Raw genomic sequence first — 15,836 nt, forward strand, 5'->3', positions numbered from 1 at the left:
CCATTAAAGGCCGGAATCAATGTCTTGCATAGTGATTTTTCGTCCACTATATTAAACGCAGGATCGCGCGGCATGCCCGCAAGCGCAGCCAGCGCGGCCCTACGCCACTCGAGCGGAGCCGCAAGCATTCGCCCACCCCAGCCGGAAGACACCATGCCGAAGGAAATCGTTCTCAACGCTTTTGACATGAACTGCGTCGGCCACATCCAGCAAGGCATGTGGACCCATCCGCGCGATCAGTCCGCGCGCTATACGGATCTGCAGTACTGGACCGACTACGCCCGCACGCTGGAAGCGGGCCTCTTCGACGGCATCTTTTTCGCCGATGTGGCGGGCGTCTACGACGTCTACGGCGGCAACCCCGACGCTGCCCTGCGCGGCGCCGTGCAGGTGCCGGTCAACGACCCGACGCTGCTGATTCCGGCCATGGCCGCGGTCACGCGGCATCTATCGTTCGGGGTCACGTCCAATCTCACGGTCGAGCAGCCGTATCTGTTCGCGCGGCGCATGTCGACGCTCGATCATCTGACGCGCGGCCGGGTCGGCTGGAACATCGTCACCGGCTATCTGGACAGCGCGTCGCGCGCGATCGGCCTGACCGGGCAGATGGCGCACGACGACCGCTACGACCTCGCCGACGAATACATGGAACTGGTCTACAAACTGTGGGAATGCAGTTGGGAAGACGGCGCGGTGCTGCGCGACAAAGTCCAGGGCGTGTATGCGGATGCCTCGAAAGTCCATGTGATCCATCATCACGGCAAGCAGTACCGGGTGGATGCCATGCATTTGAGCGAGCCGTCGCCGCAGCGTACGCCGGTGCTGTATCAGGCGGGGTCATCGGCGCGCGGCAAACAGTTCGCCGCGGCGCACGCCGAGTGCGTGTTCGTCAACGGCCAGGCGAGACCGGCCGTGAAAGCGATCGTCGACGATATTCGTGCGCATGCCGTGGCGGGTGGCCGCCACGCGGACGACATCAAGGTGCTGCTCGGACAAACCGTCATCACCGGACGCACGGACAGCGAGGCGCAGGAGAAGTACGCGGAGTACCGGCGTTATGTCAGTTCCGAGGCGGCGCTCGTGCATGCGGCGGCGTCGCTCGGGATCGACTTCGCGCGCTACGACCTCGACGACCCGATCGAAACCGGCAAGAGCCAGGCCATCGTATCGAACGTCGAAGCCATGACGCGCGCGGCGGGTCCGCAGTGGACCAAGCGCAAGCTGCTCGAACAGATGGTGCTGGGCAGCCGCCAGGCGCCGCTCGTCGGCTCGGCTGAACGGGTGGCGAGCGAGTTGATCGCGTGGACCGAAGACGCGGGCGTAGACGGATTCAATCTGTCGCGCACGGTCGCGCCGGAATGCTTCGAGGATTTCATCGCGCACGTCGTGCCGATCTTGCAGGAACGCGGCGCTTACAAGCGAGCGTATCGCGAGGGCACGTTGCGGGAGAAGCTGTTCGGTCATGCGCGTCTGCCTGCCAACCATACGGCGGCGAAGTTTCGCTCGCCGGATTGTGCCGTGGCGACGGTCCCGGGCGATGCCTGACACCAGCGCCGTGATGCACGCTTCAGTCATGTGCGTTCGCCCGCCAGGCGCGAAGCTGCAAGATGCCGCTTGCCCGTTTGCGCCACCGCCCTGGTTCCAGGTAATCCTTATCGATAGCACCGTCATGCAGGTTTCCACTTCGTGCCGCCCACGCCGCCATACAACGGCGCGGCGATCTTTCCGCAGAGGCTCACATGCTTGACAGGAGCACCTTCCGCGACGCGATGGCCGGTCTCGGCGCCGCCGTCAACATCATCACGAGCGATGGCGCAGCGGGGCTCGCGGGCTGTACCGCGTCCGCGGTCTGCGGCGTGACGGACGAGCCGCCCATGCTGCTCGTGTGCATCAATCGCAGCAGCCGCAACAACGCGGCCTTCCGCGCTAACGGCAAACTCTGCGTCAACGTGCTGAGCGCGGAACAGCAGGCGCTCGCCGCCCACTTCGCCACCAGCACGCTGCCGATGCCGGAGCGCTTTGCCGCCGCGCAATGGGATACCCTCGCGACAGGCGCACCGGTCCTGCAGGGGGCGCTCGCCTCGCTGGACTGCGAGATCGAATCGGTCACCGAAGTCGGCACGCACACAGTGTTCTTTTGCGCCGTCAAAGCCGCGCATACGCACGTCGCCGGCGACGCGCTGATCTACTACGGCCGCCGCTATCACCGGGTCGGCGCGCGCTCCGTGCACGCGACGCACGCGGCCGAAGCCGGCGCACTCGCCGCTGAATCGGCCGGCTAACGCAGGGTGCACGGCACAAGACACGCATGAAAGAGGCCTCGGCAAGCCCGCATCGATCGAGCCGCGCGATGGCCGGCAAGACGCGTTCGCTCGTGATTCTGCTGCTTTGCCAGGTAGGCGCGATGAGCGTGTGGTTTTCATCGTCGGCTGTCGTGGCGATCGTCAAGCAGGCAGAGAGTCTGTCTACCTTGCAGGCGACCTTGCTCACGAGCGCCGTACAGGCCGGGTTCGTGGCCGGCACCGTCACGAGCGCCCTGTTCTCGCTCGCCGACCGCTTCGATCCACGGCGGTTTTTCATGGCCAGCGCATTGACGGCGGGCGCGGCCACCGCATTTCTCGTGTTCCTCGCGCCAGCGAGTCCGCTCGCGATCCTGCTGCGGCTGTTGACGGGCATCTGCATGGCGGGCGTTTATCCGGTCGGCATGCGGCTCGCGGCGACGTGGGCGAAAGGCGACCTGGGCCTGTTGATCGGACTGCTGGTCGGCGCGTTGACCTTCGGTTCCGCGAGTCCACATCTGCTGGCCGCGCTCGGCGGTTCGAACTGGCGCGCGATCTATGGCATCTCGGCGTGCTGCGCGCTGCTGGCGGGCGTCGCGATTCTGCTGTGCGGCGTCGGCCCGAACATGGCACGCGCGACGCGTATCGAATGGTCCGCGTTGGCCGGCGCCTGGCGCAACCCCGCTTTGCGGCTCGCGAACCTCGGTTATCTCGGCCACATGTGGGAGTTATACGCGATGTGGGCGTGGCTCGCCGTGTTCCTGCAAGCGAGCTTTGCGGCAGCCGGCATGCGAGAGCCGCGCGCGGCGGCCGAATGGCTGACCTTCGGCGCGGTCGCGGCGGGCGCCGTCGGCGCATGGCTCGGCGGCGTCTTGGCGGACCGGTTCGGCCGCACGACGGTGACGATCGGCGCGATGGCCGTGAGCGGCGCGTGCGCCGCGCTGATGGGCTGGCTGCTCGGCGCGCCGGTCTGGCTGGTCGGCTGCGTGGCGCTGTGCTGGGGGATTTCGGTGATTGCCGATTCCGCGCAGTTCTCGGCGAGTATTGCTGAGCTCGCCGAGCCGGCGTCGATCGGGACGTTGTTGACTGCGCAGACTTGCGCGGGCTTTCTGTTGACGCTGGTGAGCATTCATCTGGTGCCGGACGTCGTCGCGCTGGCGGGTTGGCGCGGCGCCTTCAGCATGCTCGCGATCGGGCCGCTTCTCGGCTGCATCGCGATGGCGCGTTTGCGGCGTTTGCCGGATGCGCGACGGCTTTCGGGTGGGCGACGCTAGCGCCTTGAGCCGCTTGGGCTCAAGCCCGTTCGGCACCGCTACGCGCGCACGATGCCGCTCAGCGGCCGCCCCGCCGACGTCTGGCCGAACAGCGCGGACGCCGTGTGCTGCGGATCGAGCCCGAGGCTTTCGCTCGCGGTGCCCGCGATCAGCGCATCGAGCGAGGTAGTCGGTTTCAGGTCGCGTGCTTCGTAAAGGTTGTGCGGCGCAAGGCCTGGCCAATCGGCGATCACACGTCCGCCCTGCACTGAGCCGCCCAGCACCATCGCGACCGAACCCGTGCCGTGATCGGTGCCGCCCGTGCCGTTGGCGGCGGCGGTTCGGCCGAACTCCGTTGCGACCAGCACGGTGGTCTTGCTCCACAACGGACCCATGCCGTCGCGCAACGACGCGAGCATCGTGTCGAGCGCCTTCAACTGATTGGCGAGGCGCGCGTTCTGCGCGCTGTGCGTGTCCCAGCCGCCGGTTTCGATCATCGCGATCCGTGGACCGTTCTCGCGTGACAGGAAGCTGGCGGCGAGCTTGCCGAGACTCGCCGGATCCTGGCGCGCGCTGGCGTCGCCGGCGAGGCCGCGCGCGGTCATCGCCGACTCCCACAGCGGGCGCAACTGCGCGTCCTGGTCGTAGAGTTGCGAGACTCGCGTGAGCAGATCGTCGGGCGCTTGTGGCAACGCCGAGGGCGCATACGACGTCACCGCCGCTGGGCCGCGCAAGGCCATCGGCACGGTCGGCGCGAAGGCGATCGCGTTCTCGCGCGTGGCCGGCAGCTGCGCGACGAGCCGGTTCAGCCAGCCGTCTTTCATCTGATACGGCGACGTGCCGCCGGTCTCGAGCACGTTCTGTCCGTCGAAGTGCGAACGGTCGCGATACGGCGAGGCCACCGCGTGCACGAACAGCGCCTGATGGTTCGCATACAGCGCGGCGGTCTGCACCAGCGCGGGATGCAGCGCGAAGGTGCCGTTCAGGCGTGGCGCGTTCGAGGTGTCGATGGCGAGCGCGCCGCGCAGTGTGGCGTAGGCCGGTTCGGCGTAGGGCACGACGATGTTCAGACCGTCGGCGGCGCCGCGCTGGATCACGAACACGAAACGGTTCTCGGTGGCGACGCTCGCGAACACGATCTGCGGCGACACGAGCATCGCGCCCGCGCCGGCAGCGGCGACGCTCAGAAACTTGCGGCGTGACAGCATGGCATTCATCTCCGTTGAAAATCCGGCGAGACCAGCAACAGCGCGATCGCGGTGGACGCGCTGTCGGCGCGCGATACCGTCGTGGCCGTCGGCGCACTGAGCGAACCGGCGAGCAAGGTCTGGCCGAGTGCGCGCGCATCGAGCCGGTCGCCGACCTGCGACGCGAAACGCTGCGCCACTTCGACCCGGCGCACGAGCGCGTCGGGCGCGGCCCAGCTCGCGGCGATGTCGTCGTAACCGGCGGGCGAACCCGGGCGCCACACCGGCTGGCCGAGCTGCGTGAGAATGGGCGCCGTCTGCAGCTTGCCGAGGTCCTGCCAGCCGAGCCCGCGCATCGCGGAAATGGTCCACTCCCACGGCGTCTTGAACTTCACGGCGGTGGGCGCCCACGCTTGCGGCAGGTCGATCAACGCGCGGTAGACGGTCGGCAGATCGCCACCGCTGCGCTCGAACGCGCTAGCCAGATGCTCGCTCACACCGGGCAGCGGATTATCGGCGACGAAATGACGGGCCAGCTTGCCGCCGATATGCTGCGCGGTCGCGGGTGCGATCGCGAGGTCGTGGAGGATCGCGAGCGCCTGTTCTTCGCCCGCCTGATCGTAGCGGCGGCCCATGATGGTCCGCGAACCGGGCTCGTGCAGGGCGGCGCGAAACACGAAGGTGCCCGGTGCGGCGTTCTGCTGCATGGCCAGCCGGCCCGGATTGCCCACATTGCCGACGTTGGCCGGATTGCCCGCGACGCTCCAGCCGGTCAGCGCGCGGGCGAATTCGGTGACGTCGTCCTGGCTGTAGCCGCTGCGCACGCCGAGCGTGTGCAGTTCCATGATTTCGCGCGCGAAGTTTTCGTTCAGGCCGCGCTTGCGGTCCGGACTGCGCTGCGCGGCGCGCATGGCCGCCATGCTGTCCGGTCCCACCGAGCGCGTCTGATCGAGAAACAGTTGCATGGCCGGATGACGCTCGACGGCCACCAGCATGTCTTCAAAGCGGCCCAGCACGTGCGGGCGAATCGCCTCGGCCTCGAACGAACCGGCCAGCGCCGCGACGCTGGGCTTTTCGGTGGAGACCGCGAAGTGGTTGGCCCAGAAATGCACCAGCCGCTCGACGAACGGCGTCTGCGTGGTCAATGCACTCGTCACCCGTGCATTCACCGACGAGCGATAGATGTCGAGTATTTCACCGCGAATCGCTTTTCGTTCGGCTTGCCTGTCAGTTTGCGCGTTCGCTTGCGCCGGGCTTTGTGTGTCGGTCTGAGTGTTCGCTTGTGCGTTCGCCTGAGCGCTGGTTCGCCCGTCAGGCTGTGTCATGTTTTGCGCGTCGGCTGCTTGCGCGATGGTTTGCCCGCCAGCCCTTGCCATGTTCTGCGCGTTCGTGAAGCGAGTTGCCGCGCCCTCGCCCGTATTCTGACGAGCCTGCTGATTGAACTGCATGCGCTGCTGCACCAGCTCGGTCGAGAGCGCCACCGAGTCGGGCTGGCTCGCCCACGCAGCCGGCCGCGCCTGGTACTGTTCGAACTGGGCGAGCAGCCAGGCTTTAGGGTCGGCGGGCGGCGTGTCGTCGGCACGCGCGCCCAGGCCGAAGCGGTTCAGCGCAATCGCCGCGGTGTTCAGATTCGGTGAGTTGGCCATACCATCCTCTTCGGCTGTGGATATTCCTTGAACGGCCGCCACGGGAAAATCCGTCGCGGCCGCCGCAGGTTTTTTAATCGCCCGAAGATTCGCTCCATGCCTGATTCGCCGGTTTCTTCGCATTCGTCGCCGGCGCAGGTTCACGCCATTGCCCGCGCACTTTCAGGCTGTCGGCGAATTGAACCCGTTCCTCGGGCGACAAGCTCGCCGCGAAGTCCGCCACACTGCCTTCCACTTGCGCGCGCAGATGGCTGTCGGCTTCGCGGGTGCGCGCGAGCGCGGCGTCGAGCGCGGCGCGATCGAACTGCGGCGCCGCCAGCAGACGCAACACTTCGCGACGTCCTTCGCGGCCTTCGCGGGCATATTGCCGGCCGTCGCGGCGCGCGTCTTTCAAACCGTCGACAAAGGCTTTCTGGCGCTCAGCGGAAAGCGTTTCCGCAGCGAAGCGCAGCGCGCGCTGTTGCGCCAGCACGGGCGCCGTCGCGCCATGTGCGGCAAACCATTGATAAGCACCACCGACGATCGCGCCCACCAGAAACACGTTCAGCACCAGCGAGGCCACCAGCACGATTTTCCACGACCGGCCGTTCATTCGCCGCTCCAATCGGCGGACGAACCGCCGAAGCTCGAAGTTAAATAAGACGACTCATGCGCTTGCGGCGCCTGCGGTCCCGTTCCCGTCAGCACGAAGAACGACACGGCGAAAGCGCCAGCCACGCCGCCCAGCAGTCCGACGCCCGCGACCGCCGCGCCTGACCACCACAAGCGCCGCCGCGGCGCCGCCGGCTGTCGCACCGGCGCGCTGTCGAGCACGCACTCGAGCAGAGCCGCGTCCGGCGGCTCGACCTTGTCGGCGGCAAGCCACGCATCGACGCCGGCCGCCTCCGCCAGCAGCGCATCGGCTTCGGCGCGATGCGACTGCGCCCACGCCTGCGCCGCCGCGCGGTCCTGTTGCGGCCAGCGGCGCGGCTCGGCGCCGTAAGCCTCGACGATCTGCTGGAATCTCTCGGGCGTCATGACTTGTCCTTGCTAAGGCCGCTGCCGGCCAGTTGAGCGCGCAGATTGCGGCGCGCGCGTGCCAGCAGACTTTCCAACGCATCGACGCTGATGCCCATCAGGGCCGCGGCGTCGATGTTCGACATCTCCTGGTAGTAGTTGAGTACCAGCGCCTCGCGCTGGCGTGCGGGCAACGCGGCGAGTGCATCGCGAACCCGCTGGTCCTGGGCGCGCGCTTCGAGTCCGGCCTCAGGCACCGGCGCGGGATCGACCTCCTCGGGCATCTCGTCGCGCGGCTCCTCGCGCCGGCCGCGCAGCCGGTCATAGCAGAGATTGAGCGCGACGCGATGGACCCACGTGTCGAACTTCGCCTCGCCTTCCCGCCAGCGCGACGCCTGTTTCCAGATGCGCACGAACACCTCCTGCGCCACGTCTTCCGCTTCCATGCGGTCGCCCAGCATACGTGTGGCGAGCGCGAGCAGACGCGGCAGCTTGCGCGAGACGAGCGAGCGGACGGCGGCCGGATCTTGCCGGCCGACCTGTTCGAGCAGTTCCGCGTCGGGGTCGCGTTCGCTCAAGGCATGGCGCTCCTCAGCGCGAGTGCGTCGCGCCGCATGGATCGAGCCGTGGGATGAACGTCATGCCTTCCAATGCCTCTCATGCCGGCTACACCTCACACGGATGGTTGCACGCGCACCGGTTCGAACGGTGCGCGCGGGACAGAAGACAGCACGCCTTGCCATGCACGGCCGCAATCAATATACGACGACCGCCGGCCGATAGTAGGCCAGCCGCGCCGGGTACACCACACAGCCGGCGAGCGTGGCCACCAGCAGAATCATCACGAGCGTTTTCATAGCAGTCCGCCTGGCTGGAGGACGCGGCGCGTCGAAAAACGTCGAGCGCCGCGGCGCTTCCCGGTCATGCCCAATGCCCTTCGACCCAGCGCCAGTTGGGACCACGCGCCACCCAGTGCCCCGGCACCCAGCGATGACCGACGCGCACCGCCTGCCAGTGACCACCCACCCAGACATAACGGCCCTGGACCCAACGCCAGTGGCCCGGATCCCAGGCATAGCCGGCACGCGGCGGCGGCACCACTTCGACACGCGGCGCGGGCGGCGCCATCGGCGCGACGATCACCGCCTGCGCGAAGGCGGGCGCGGCGGCGAGCGTGGCGGCGCAGGTCAGCGCGGCGGTAAGCATGGCGGTGAGCAGGCGAACCGGTTTGGTGGATGTCATTTTCGTTTCTCCCGTGAAGGCCGAAGCCGGAAAGCGGCTCCGTTTCCTGTTGAACGCCGCAGCGGAAAAAATCCGTCGCCGCGGGCGTGTGAAAAATTCAAAAGGAGAGAAGGATGCGGGAAAAACCGCGGTGAAACGCGAGGCGCAGCGTCGCAGCCGGTTCCGTGTTGCCATGCGGCGTCAGCAAAACGACAGCAAAAGTTATGCAAATGAATAAAAAACGAGGGCTTCGGTAAGGTTCACGCCGCGAAATCTTAATTATCGAATGGTCCAATGCGCGCAGTTTGTCGCGGTAAGACCACTAGCACTAGCTGTATTTCTAACAATATCCCCAGCGAACGTCCACACATATACCCATGGAAACGCTGAACGGCGAAGTCGAATCTGGAGCTTGTCAAATGTTCCGTAGAACCCTCTTACCCATCCCGTTTGCGGCGCTGCTTACGCTCGCAGCTTGCGGCAACAACAGCGTGAACACGCCTGCGCCGGTGGTATCGGCTCAGGACGCCGTGGCCACGGCCACGCCGATCAAGCACGTCGTGGTGATCTTCGGCGAGAACGTTTCGTTCGATCACTACTTCGGCACCTACCCGAACGCTTCCAACCCGACCGGCGAACCGCAATTCGTCGCAGCCGCGGGCACGCCGACGGTCAACAACCTCAGCAGCAACAACCTGGTCACGGCGAACCCGAACGCGCTGGCCACCTCGCCGAACACGGCGGGCCGCACGGTCGGCAGCGTGACGATCGCCGGCCTCGGCCTGCCGGTAGCCGATCTGCTGCCGTTCCGCCTGGACCGCTCGCAAGCCAATACGTCGAGCCAGAACCACGCCTACGCGGCCGAAGAGCTCGCGTATAACAACGGCGCGATGGACGCGTTCCCGCTGTTTACGGCAGCCGGCTCGACGATCGCCGGCAGCACCGGCGCGTTCGCCACGAAGGGCCAGGTGCTCGGCTACTTCGACGGCAACACGGTCACGGCTCTGTGGAACTACGCGCAGAACTTCGCGATGAACCAGAACGCGTACACGGACACCTACGGTCCGTCGACGCCGGGTGCGCTCGAAGTGGTGTCCGGCCAGAACAACGGCGTGGTCGTGAGCGGAGGCACGTCGGCCAATGCGATTCCCGACTCGGCAGGCAGCTTCACGATGATCGGCGACCTCGACCCGACCGGCGACGTCTGCACGATCGCGGCAAAGAGCACGGTGACCGGCGCGATGTCGTCGAATAACAAGAACATCGGCGACCTGCTCAACGCGAAGGGCCTGACGTGGGGCGGCTTCATGGGCGGCTTCAACCTGCAGACCGTCAACCCGAACGGCACGGTCGGCTGCGCGCGCTCGACCTTCTCGCAAGTGCTGAACGCGAACAAGGCCGACTACGTGCAGCATCACGCGTGGTTCCAGTATTACGCGAGCACGGCCAACCTGGCGCATACGCGTCCGTCGTCGACGGCGGTGATCGGCGCGACCGATCCGCTCGACAACTCGGCCACGCCGGTGCACCACCAGTACGACACCGACGACTTCTTCGCCGCGGTGAAGGCGGGCAACTATCCGTCCGTCAACTTCCTGAAGGCGCCGGCGATCAGCGACGGCCACCCGGGCAATTCGGATCCGATCGACGAACAGGCTTTCGTCACGAAGGTGATCAACTTCCTGCAACAGCAGCCTGACTGGAAGAACACCGCCGTGATCATCGCTTACGACGATTCGGACGGCTGGTACGACCACCGCTTCAAGGCACCGACGAGCGCATCGTTCGATTCGACGACGGCGCAATCCGCGGGCGGCAAGACGGTGGCAGGCAGCGACAACCTGAGCGGCGTGGGCCAGTGCACGGCAGCGGGCGCGGTGCAGCCGCAAGGCGTGAACGGCGGCGCGGTGAACGGCCGGTGCGGCCCGGGTACGCGTACGCCGTTTATCGTGGTGTCGCCGTGGGCGAAGGTCAACTTCGTCGACGATACGCCGATCACCCAGGCCTCCGTGGTGCGCTTCATCGAGGACAACTGGCTGGGCGGTCAACGCCTGGGCGGTGGTTCGTTCGACGCGACGGCGGGCAGCATCATGAACATGTTCAACTTCTCGGGCTCCGGCAACAATCCGACGCTGTTCCTGGATCAGAACCTGGGTACGAAGCTGGCCGCCGCGCCGGCGATCTGATCCGCGGACGTGCCAGGCGCTCTTCTCTTCCGCTTGCCGTTGCGTGATGCACGGGTCGTATTCGTGCCTCACGCCGCGCGGCAACGCGTAGTGAAAAGCGTCGCGCACCCTGAGTCGTAGTTGGGCGTCGAGCCAGTGCAAACGTGCTGGCTCGATTTTGCTTTTTATCGCACCCGATCGAATTACCTGTCATCACCGCCATGAACCATCCTTCAGACGCCGTCCTGCCTTCGCATCTGCCAGCGGGCGGCGAGCCCGGCCCCGTGATCACCCGCCGCTCATGGCTCAGGCTGCTCGCGTGGAGCGCGGCCGGTATCGTGCTCGCGTTCATCGTCTACTGCGCCTACGCGCTCGTGTACCCGGAGCGCATGCCGTCCGCGGTCGGCGAGATCGTCGAGGAAATCACCGGCGCGAATGCGCATCCGGTGACGTTGATGCGTCCGCAGAGCGCGCCGCTGAGCGCGGTGGCGTTGCTCGGCAAACAGATTTTCTTCGACCAGAGTTTGTCGGCGTCCGGCACGCAGTCGTGCGCGTCGTGTCACTCGCCGCAGCATTCGTATGGGCCGGATAACGCGTTCCCGGTGCAACTCGGCGGCGCGCATATGAACCAGGCGGGTTATCGTCCGCCGCCTTCGCTCACGTATCTGTACCGTCAGGCGCCTTTCAGCATCGGTCCGGATCAGGGCGACACCGACGTACCGGTGGATATGACGCAACTGGCGACACAAGCCGTCGGCGTGCAGCGCGCGCAGAAGACGGCGCTCGCCGCGCCCGCCGCTCCGGCGATGGTGCCGCAAGGCGGATTGTTCTGGGACGGCCGTGTCGATACTTTGCAGGACCAGGCACTCGGACCTTTGACCAACCCCGTGGAAATGGCCAACGCAACGCCGGAGGATGTCGCCCACAAGCTGCTGGCGACCAGATATCTGGATCAATTCAAGCAGATCTTCGGACCCGGCATCGTCACCAATCCGAGCCTGATGATTTCCGAGGCGATGTTTGCCGTCGGGCGTTATCAGATCGAGGATCAGTCGTTCCACGCTTTCAGCAGCAAGTACGACTACTGGCTCGAAGGCAAGGCCCGTCTGACGCACGCCGAGTTGCACGGCTTGCAGTTATTCAACGACAAGGACAAGGCGAACTGCGCCGGCTGCCACTTGAGCCAGCCGAGCAAGGACGGCTTGCCCCCGGTATTCACCGACACGCAATACGAAGCGCTCGGCGTGCCGCGTAATCCGGCGATTCCCGCGAACAAGGATCCGAAGTTCTTCGACATGGGCGTGTGCGGCCCGTTCCGCGACGACCTCGCCAAACAGACGCAATATTGCGGCATGTTCCTCACGCCGACGCTGCGTAATTCGGCTGAACGCAAGGTGTTTTTCCACAACGGCGTGTACCACGATCTCAAGCAGGTGATGGACTTCTACAATCTGCGCAATACATCGCCGGAGAAAATCTATCCGCGCGATGCGTCGGGCAAGGTGCAGAAGTACAACGATCTGCCGGCTCAGTACCATGCCAACGTGGACGTGGCCGACGCGCCGTTTGATCGCAAACTCGGCGATCAACCGGCAATGAGCGATCAGGATATTCAGGACATTATCGCGTTCATGAAAACGCTGAGCGACGGGTACAAGGACTGAGGTTCAGAGTTCGGCGCAAGGCTGCTTATGCGGCCTTTGCGCTGCGGCGCGCGAGCCGGTGAGGTATCCTTGCCGGTTCCGCGAACTTTATCCGTACCCTGCCTGATGGCCGATTTCCCCTTCGACGCCGTACTCTTCGACTGCGACGGCGTGCTCGTCGACTCCGAACCCATCACCAACCGCGTGCTCACCGAAATGCTCGGCGAGCTGGGCTGGCACTTGAGCGTCGAAGAGACGATGCGTATCTTCGTCGGCAAAGCCGTCCGGGACGAAGCCGCGCTGATCGAAGCGCGCACGGGCGTCGCGATCACGACCGACTGGCTCATGCAGTTTCGCGCCCGTCGCAATGCGGCGCTGGATCTCGAGCTGGTTGCGATTCCCGGCGCGCCGGATGCGGTGCGCGCGCTTCATGCGGCGCTGAATGGGCGCATAGCGGTCGCGTCGGGCGCGGATCGTATCAAGGTGGAGATGCAACTAGCCAAGGCAGGCATTTTCGACTGCTTCGAAGGACGCATTTTTAGCGGCCATGAAATGCCTCGTAGCAAGCCCTTTCCTGATGTTTATCTGGCGGCGGCCGCGGCGCTGGGTGTGGACCCACGCCGGTGCGCGGTGATCGAAGACACGGTGACGGGCGCGACCGCTGGCGTTGCTGCGGGCGCCACCGTGTTCGGCTATTGCCCGATCGAACTCGGCCACAGCAGCGCGACCGCCTTGCATGGCGCGGGTGCCACGCATGTGTTCAGGGACATGGGAGCGTTGCCCGCCTTGCTGGCGGGATGGCGCGCTGAAACGCACTGACGAAGGTGCTGACCTCCGCGCTGACCTCCGCGCCGCATCCCGCGTTGATGACGGCGCGGAAAATATCGCGCCGACTCTGACGCTCGCCGCAGCTCTTACTCGAAGGCAGGATCGATCGGCACGCGGTATCCCACGGCCAACCGATTCGTCTCGTTGGCCATGCCCACGACCGCGAGCAATTCGCCGAACATCTCGTCGGTCATGCCGGCGCGGCGCGCTGCCGCCGTGTGGCTCGCCACGCAGTAGCCGCAGTTGTTCGTCACGCTCACCGCGACGTAGAGCAGTTCCTTGATCAGCGGATCGAGCGCGCCGGGCGCCATCACATCCTTCAGACTGTCCCACGTGCGCGCCAGGGTCGGCGGATGCTGGGCAATGTACTTCCAGAAGTTGTTGACGTCGTCGACCTGACGGGTCTGCTTGATATCGTCGTAGACGGCTTTGACTTCCGGCGACGCAGCGGAATATTCGACTGCTTTGAGCTGGCTCATGCGTTCTCCTTTCCTTGCTGACGAGATTCGGCGAACCCTGCGCGCCATGCGCACGGTTTGCGGTGACGGTCTATTGTGACGTGATTTTTAGCGAGCTTCACGACTGCATGACGGGGCGACGGATGTCGGCGAGTTGCCGACATCGCCTTCCAGCTAGTTGGCCGATCTCCATCACAGTTGCTTGGGAAAACGGCGGAGAAGCACGCGGCACAGCGCTTTGCTGGCGATGGCATGGTGTGTGCAAGCAACTGCCGTGAGTGCGGCATTTTTCCCGCTCTCCTTGATCCACCTCGATCCACTCACTCCGCTGGAGATCCATCATGAAAACGCTCGTCCTCAAAGACCTAGCCCGCATCGACGAACTCGACCGCTCGGCGTCGCTATCGATTCGCGGCGGCATTGCCTACCTGACACGTGAAGCGCCTTCCGGTTGTGGCGGCCTGGAACAGCCCGCGCTCATTCGACGCGGCTGGGATGCATTTCCGCCGGTTCATCTCGGTTGCGGTCCGGTGTACTTCCCGTTCGGCAACCTGCCTTCGCACTCGGAACCGAAGGTGGTGCCGCTGTAGTGTGCCGGCAAGGCCCGATGGAAAACGGCGCGGCGGTTGCGCAAGCCTGAACGCTGCCGCCGCGCCGTCTGGCCGTCTGTCAGTCTTTCGCGCTATTGCCCTTTGTCGCGTCGGCGCAGCACGGGGCCGTTTGCGCTGTCTTCCAACAGCCAGCCGGCTGCCGTTAATGCATCACGCAAACGGTCCGCTTCGGCCCATTGCTTCGCGGCGCGCGCTTGCTCGCGTTCGTCAGTGAGTGCTGCAATATCCACTGGAATCTCGGCCGCATCATCTTCTTGCCAGCCGGCGAGACCCAGTCCAAGCATCGCATCGAAACAATCGACGGTAGCCCTTCGCATCGCCGCCGGCAGATCGCTTCTGACCACGTCCCACAACACCGCGAGCGCGCGCGGCACGTTCAGGTCTTGATCGACCTCTGCCTTGAAGCGCACCACGCTCGCGGCGTCCGGCGTACCGCCTTGCGGCCATTGCGCATAGCTGCGGCGCAACCGGTCCAGTGCGGCTTGCGCGGCATCCAGCGCGGCCTCGCTGAAGCGCAAGCTGCTGCGATAGTGCGCGCTCAGGCATAAATAGCGATACGCGAGCGGATCGTTGCCGCGCTCGATCAGCGTTTGCAAACGCACGAAGTCGCCGCCCGACTTCGACATCTTGCCGGCGTCCAGCAACAGGAAATGGCCGTGCATCCAGAAGTTGGCGAGCCGTGTGCCGTGGCGCGCCTGGGTTTGCGCGATCTCGTTGCTGTGATGAACGGGAATGTGATCTTCGCCGCCGCAATGAATATCGAACCACGGGCTCAGATACTTCGCCGACATCGCCGAGCACTCGATATGCCAGCCTGGAAAGCCGCGGCCCCACGGACTGTCCCACTCCATTTGCCGCGTGGCGCCGGGCGGACTGAATTTCCACAGTGCGAAGTCAGTCGCGCGCTGCTTCTCGCCGGGCGCAACACGCTTGCCCGCCTGCAAGCCCGCCACATCGAGACGAGCCAGATAGCCGTAGTCATCCTGCCTGCTGGTGTCGAAATAGACGCCGTCGGCCGTACGGTACGTGTACCCACTACGCTCGAGTTCGGCGATAAAGTCGATCTGCTCCGCGATGTGATCGGTCGCGCGGCACCAGAGGGCAGGTTCCAGCAAGTTGAGCGCGCGCCAGTCGTTCATGAACGCCGCCGTGTAGCGCTCGGCGATCGCCCACGCCGATTCGCCGGTACGCCGGCTGCCCTTCTCCATCTTGTCTTCGCCTTCATCCGCATCGGACACCAGATGGCCGACATCCGTGATGTTGACGACGTGCCGCACGTTATATCCGTTCAACACCAGCGCGCGCCGCAGCACGTCTTCGAACACATAGGTCCGGAGATTACCGATATGCGCGTGGTCGTACACCGTCGGGCCGCAGCAATACAGGCCGACCTGATCCGGATGAATCGGCGTGAATTCGCGCACGGCGCGCGACCAGGTGTCGTAGAGGCGAAGCGGCATGTGATGTCTCCGGGCGCTGGATGTTCAAAAGCAAAAAGGCCACCGGTCGCGTGACGGGTGGCCTCAGGGATGCGGACGTGTGCAGATCG

The 15,836-nt window shown here is 65.4% G+C and carries 16 protein-coding genes; 8 read left to right on the forward strand and 8 right to left on the reverse strand.

From position 1 onward, the window contains the following. Positions 1–153 precede the first annotated feature (153 nt). The 3 genes from PQR32_RS36640 to PQR32_RS36650 all read left to right on the forward strand — a co-directional run bounded on the left by PQR32_RS36640 (position 154) and on the right by PQR32_RS36650 (position 3,553). Entirely contained in the window at positions 154–1,545 is a 1,392-nt protein-coding gene (locus PQR32_RS36640) for an LLM class flavin-dependent oxidoreductase (protein WP_408239152.1), read from the forward strand. A gap of 194 nt (positions 1,546–1,739) precedes the next feature. Continuing rightward, complete coding sequence (locus tag PQR32_RS36645; RefSeq protein ID WP_408239155.1) at positions 1,740–2,282, forward strand: flavin reductase; 543 nt, start codon at positions 1,740–1,742, stop codon at positions 2,280–2,282. A 26-nt stretch (positions 2,283–2,308) separates the two neighbouring features. After that, the gene (locus PQR32_RS36650) at positions 2,309–3,553 is read left to right on the forward strand and encodes an MFS transporter (RefSeq protein WP_408239158.1); all 1,245 of its coding nucleotides are present in this window, start codon (positions 2,309–2,311) and stop codon (positions 3,551–3,553) included. 38 nt (positions 3,554–3,591) lie between these two features. Here the strand turns inward: PQR32_RS36650 and PQR32_RS36655 are convergent, their stop codons facing one another. The 6 genes from PQR32_RS36655 to PQR32_RS36680 all read right to left on the reverse strand — a co-directional run bounded on the left by PQR32_RS36655 (position 3,592) and on the right by PQR32_RS36680 (position 8,603). Next, positions 3,592–4,740 (reverse strand): DUF1501 domain-containing protein, encoded by a 1,149-nt coding sequence (locus tag PQR32_RS36655; RefSeq protein WP_408239161.1) that lies wholly within the window; start codon positions 4,738–4,740, stop codon positions 3,592–3,594. 5 nt (positions 4,741–4,745) lie between these two features. After that, positions 4,746–6,365: a DUF1800 domain-containing protein gene (locus PQR32_RS36660; RefSeq protein ID WP_408239164.1), complete on the reverse strand. Its 1,620-nt coding sequence runs from the start codon at positions 6,363–6,365 to the stop codon at positions 4,746–4,748. A gap of 73 nt (positions 6,366–6,438) precedes the next feature. Next, on the reverse strand, positions 6,439–6,957 hold the full coding sequence (locus tag PQR32_RS36665; RefSeq protein ID WP_408239167.1) for a periplasmic heavy metal sensor: 519 nt from the start codon (positions 6,955–6,957) through the stop codon (positions 6,439–6,441). Beyond that, a complete protein-coding gene (locus tag PQR32_RS36670) occupies positions 6,954–7,382 on the reverse strand; it encodes a hypothetical protein (protein WP_408239170.1) in 429 nt (142 codons plus the stop codon). Before PQR32_RS36670 ends, PQR32_RS36665 begins: the two co-directional genes overlap by 4 nt. Continuing rightward, positions 7,379–7,981 (reverse strand): RNA polymerase sigma factor, encoded by a 603-nt coding sequence (locus PQR32_RS36675; protein ID WP_408239216.1) that lies wholly within the window; start codon positions 7,979–7,981, stop codon positions 7,379–7,381. Before PQR32_RS36675 ends, PQR32_RS36670 begins: the two co-directional genes overlap by 4 nt. A gap of 301 nt (positions 7,982–8,282) precedes the next feature. Beyond that, positions 8,283–8,603, reverse strand: coding sequence for a hypothetical protein (locus tag PQR32_RS36680; RefSeq protein WP_408239173.1), 321 nt, complete (start codon positions 8,601–8,603; stop codon positions 8,283–8,285). Between PQR32_RS36680 and PQR32_RS36685 the strand changes: the two genes are divergently transcribed. From PQR32_RS36685 to PQR32_RS36700, 4 genes are all read left to right on the forward strand, one after another. Further along, on the forward strand, positions 8,593–8,820 hold the full coding sequence (locus PQR32_RS36685; protein ID WP_408239176.1) for a hypothetical protein: 228 nt from the start codon (positions 8,593–8,595) through the stop codon (positions 8,818–8,820). The two genes, PQR32_RS36680 and PQR32_RS36685, sit on opposite strands and share 11 nt — an antisense overlap. Before the next feature lie 181 nt (positions 8,821–9,001). Continuing rightward, positions 9,002–10,768 (forward strand): phospholipase C, encoded by a 1,767-nt coding sequence (locus PQR32_RS36690; protein WP_408239179.1) that lies wholly within the window; start codon positions 9,002–9,004, stop codon positions 10,766–10,768. Positions 10,769–10,968: 200 nt separating this feature from the next. Next, complete coding sequence (locus PQR32_RS36695; protein WP_408239182.1) at positions 10,969–12,411, forward strand: cytochrome-c peroxidase; 1,443 nt, start codon at positions 10,969–10,971, stop codon at positions 12,409–12,411. Positions 12,412–12,516: 105 nt separating this feature from the next. Beyond that, positions 12,517–13,209: an HAD family hydrolase gene (locus PQR32_RS36700; RefSeq protein WP_408239185.1), complete on the forward strand. Its 693-nt coding sequence runs from the start codon at positions 12,517–12,519 to the stop codon at positions 13,207–13,209. A gap of 95 nt (positions 13,210–13,304) precedes the next feature. On the opposite strand, the gene PQR32_RS36705 is transcribed toward PQR32_RS36700, so the two are convergent. Then, the gene (locus tag PQR32_RS36705; RefSeq protein WP_115777533.1) at positions 13,305–13,697 is read right to left on the reverse strand and encodes a carboxymuconolactone decarboxylase family protein; all 393 of its coding nucleotides are present in this window, start codon (positions 13,695–13,697) and stop codon (positions 13,305–13,307) included. A gap of 320 nt (positions 13,698–14,017) precedes the next feature. Between PQR32_RS36705 and PQR32_RS36710 the strand changes: the two genes are divergently transcribed. After that, positions 14,018–14,266 carry a hypothetical protein gene (locus tag PQR32_RS36710; protein ID WP_408239189.1) on the forward strand — a complete coding sequence of 83 codons (249 nt, stop codon included), beginning with the start codon at positions 14,018–14,020 and terminating at the stop codon, positions 14,264–14,266. 92 nt (positions 14,267–14,358) lie between these two features. On the opposite strand, the gene cysS is transcribed toward PQR32_RS36710, so the two are convergent. After that, positions 14,359–15,747 carry a cysteine--tRNA ligase gene (gene cysS / locus PQR32_RS36715; RefSeq protein ID WP_408239191.1) on the reverse strand — a complete coding sequence of 463 codons (1,389 nt, stop codon included), beginning with the start codon at positions 15,745–15,747 and terminating at the stop codon, positions 14,359–14,361. Positions 15,748–15,836 lie beyond the last annotated feature (89 nt).

Origin of the sequence: Paraburkholderia dipogonis, from assembly GCF_046027395.1 — a bacterium.
GTDB classification, from domain to species: domain Bacteria; phylum Pseudomonadota; class Gammaproteobacteria; order Burkholderiales; family Burkholderiaceae; genus Paraburkholderia; species Paraburkholderia dipogonis_A.

Bases quoted from the DNA above. Each gene is read 5' to 3' on its own strand.
- PQR32_RS36640 (WP_408239152.1), top strand. From the start codon at position 154: ATGCCGAAGGAAATCGTTCTCAACGCTTTTGACATGAACTGCGTCGGC.
- PQR32_RS36645 (WP_408239155.1), top strand. From the start codon at position 1,740: ATGCTTGACAGGAGCACCTTCCGCGACGCGATGGCCGGTCTCGGCGCC.
- PQR32_RS36650 (WP_408239158.1), top strand. From the start codon at position 2,309: ATGAAAGAGGCCTCGGCAAGCCCGCATCGATCGAGCCGCGCGATGGCC.
- PQR32_RS36655 (WP_408239161.1), bottom strand. From the start codon at position 4,740: ATGCTGTCACGCCGCAAGTTTCTGAGCGTCGCCGCTGCCGGCGCGGGC.
- PQR32_RS36660 (WP_408239164.1), bottom strand. From the start codon at position 6,365: ATGGCCAACTCACCGAATCTGAACACCGCGGCGATTGCGCTGAACCGC.
- PQR32_RS36665 (WP_408239167.1), bottom strand. From the start codon at position 6,957: ATGAACGGCCGGTCGTGGAAAATCGTGCTGGTGGCCTCGCTGGTGCTG.
- PQR32_RS36670 (WP_408239170.1), bottom strand. From the start codon at position 7,382: ATGACGCCCGAGAGATTCCAGCAGATCGTCGAGGCTTACGGCGCCGAG.
- PQR32_RS36680 (WP_408239173.1), bottom strand. From the start codon at position 8,603: ATGACATCCACCAAACCGGTTCGCCTGCTCACCGCCATGCTTACCGCC.
- PQR32_RS36690 (WP_408239179.1), top strand. From the start codon at position 9,002: ATGTTCCGTAGAACCCTCTTACCCATCCCGTTTGCGGCGCTGCTTACG.
- PQR32_RS36695 (WP_408239182.1), top strand. From the start codon at position 10,969: ATGAACCATCCTTCAGACGCCGTCCTGCCTTCGCATCTGCCAGCGGGC.
- PQR32_RS36700 (WP_408239185.1), top strand. From the start codon at position 12,517: ATGGCCGATTTCCCCTTCGACGCCGTACTCTTCGACTGCGACGGCGTG.
- PQR32_RS36705 (WP_115777533.1), bottom strand. From the start codon at position 13,697: ATGAGCCAGCTCAAAGCAGTCGAATATTCCGCTGCGTCGCCGGAAGTC.
- PQR32_RS36710 (WP_408239189.1), top strand. From the start codon at position 14,018: ATGAAAACGCTCGTCCTCAAAGACCTAGCCCGCATCGACGAACTCGAC.
- cysS (WP_408239191.1), bottom strand. From the start codon at position 15,747: ATGCCGCTTCGCCTCTACGACACCTGGTCGCGCGCCGTGCGCGAATTC.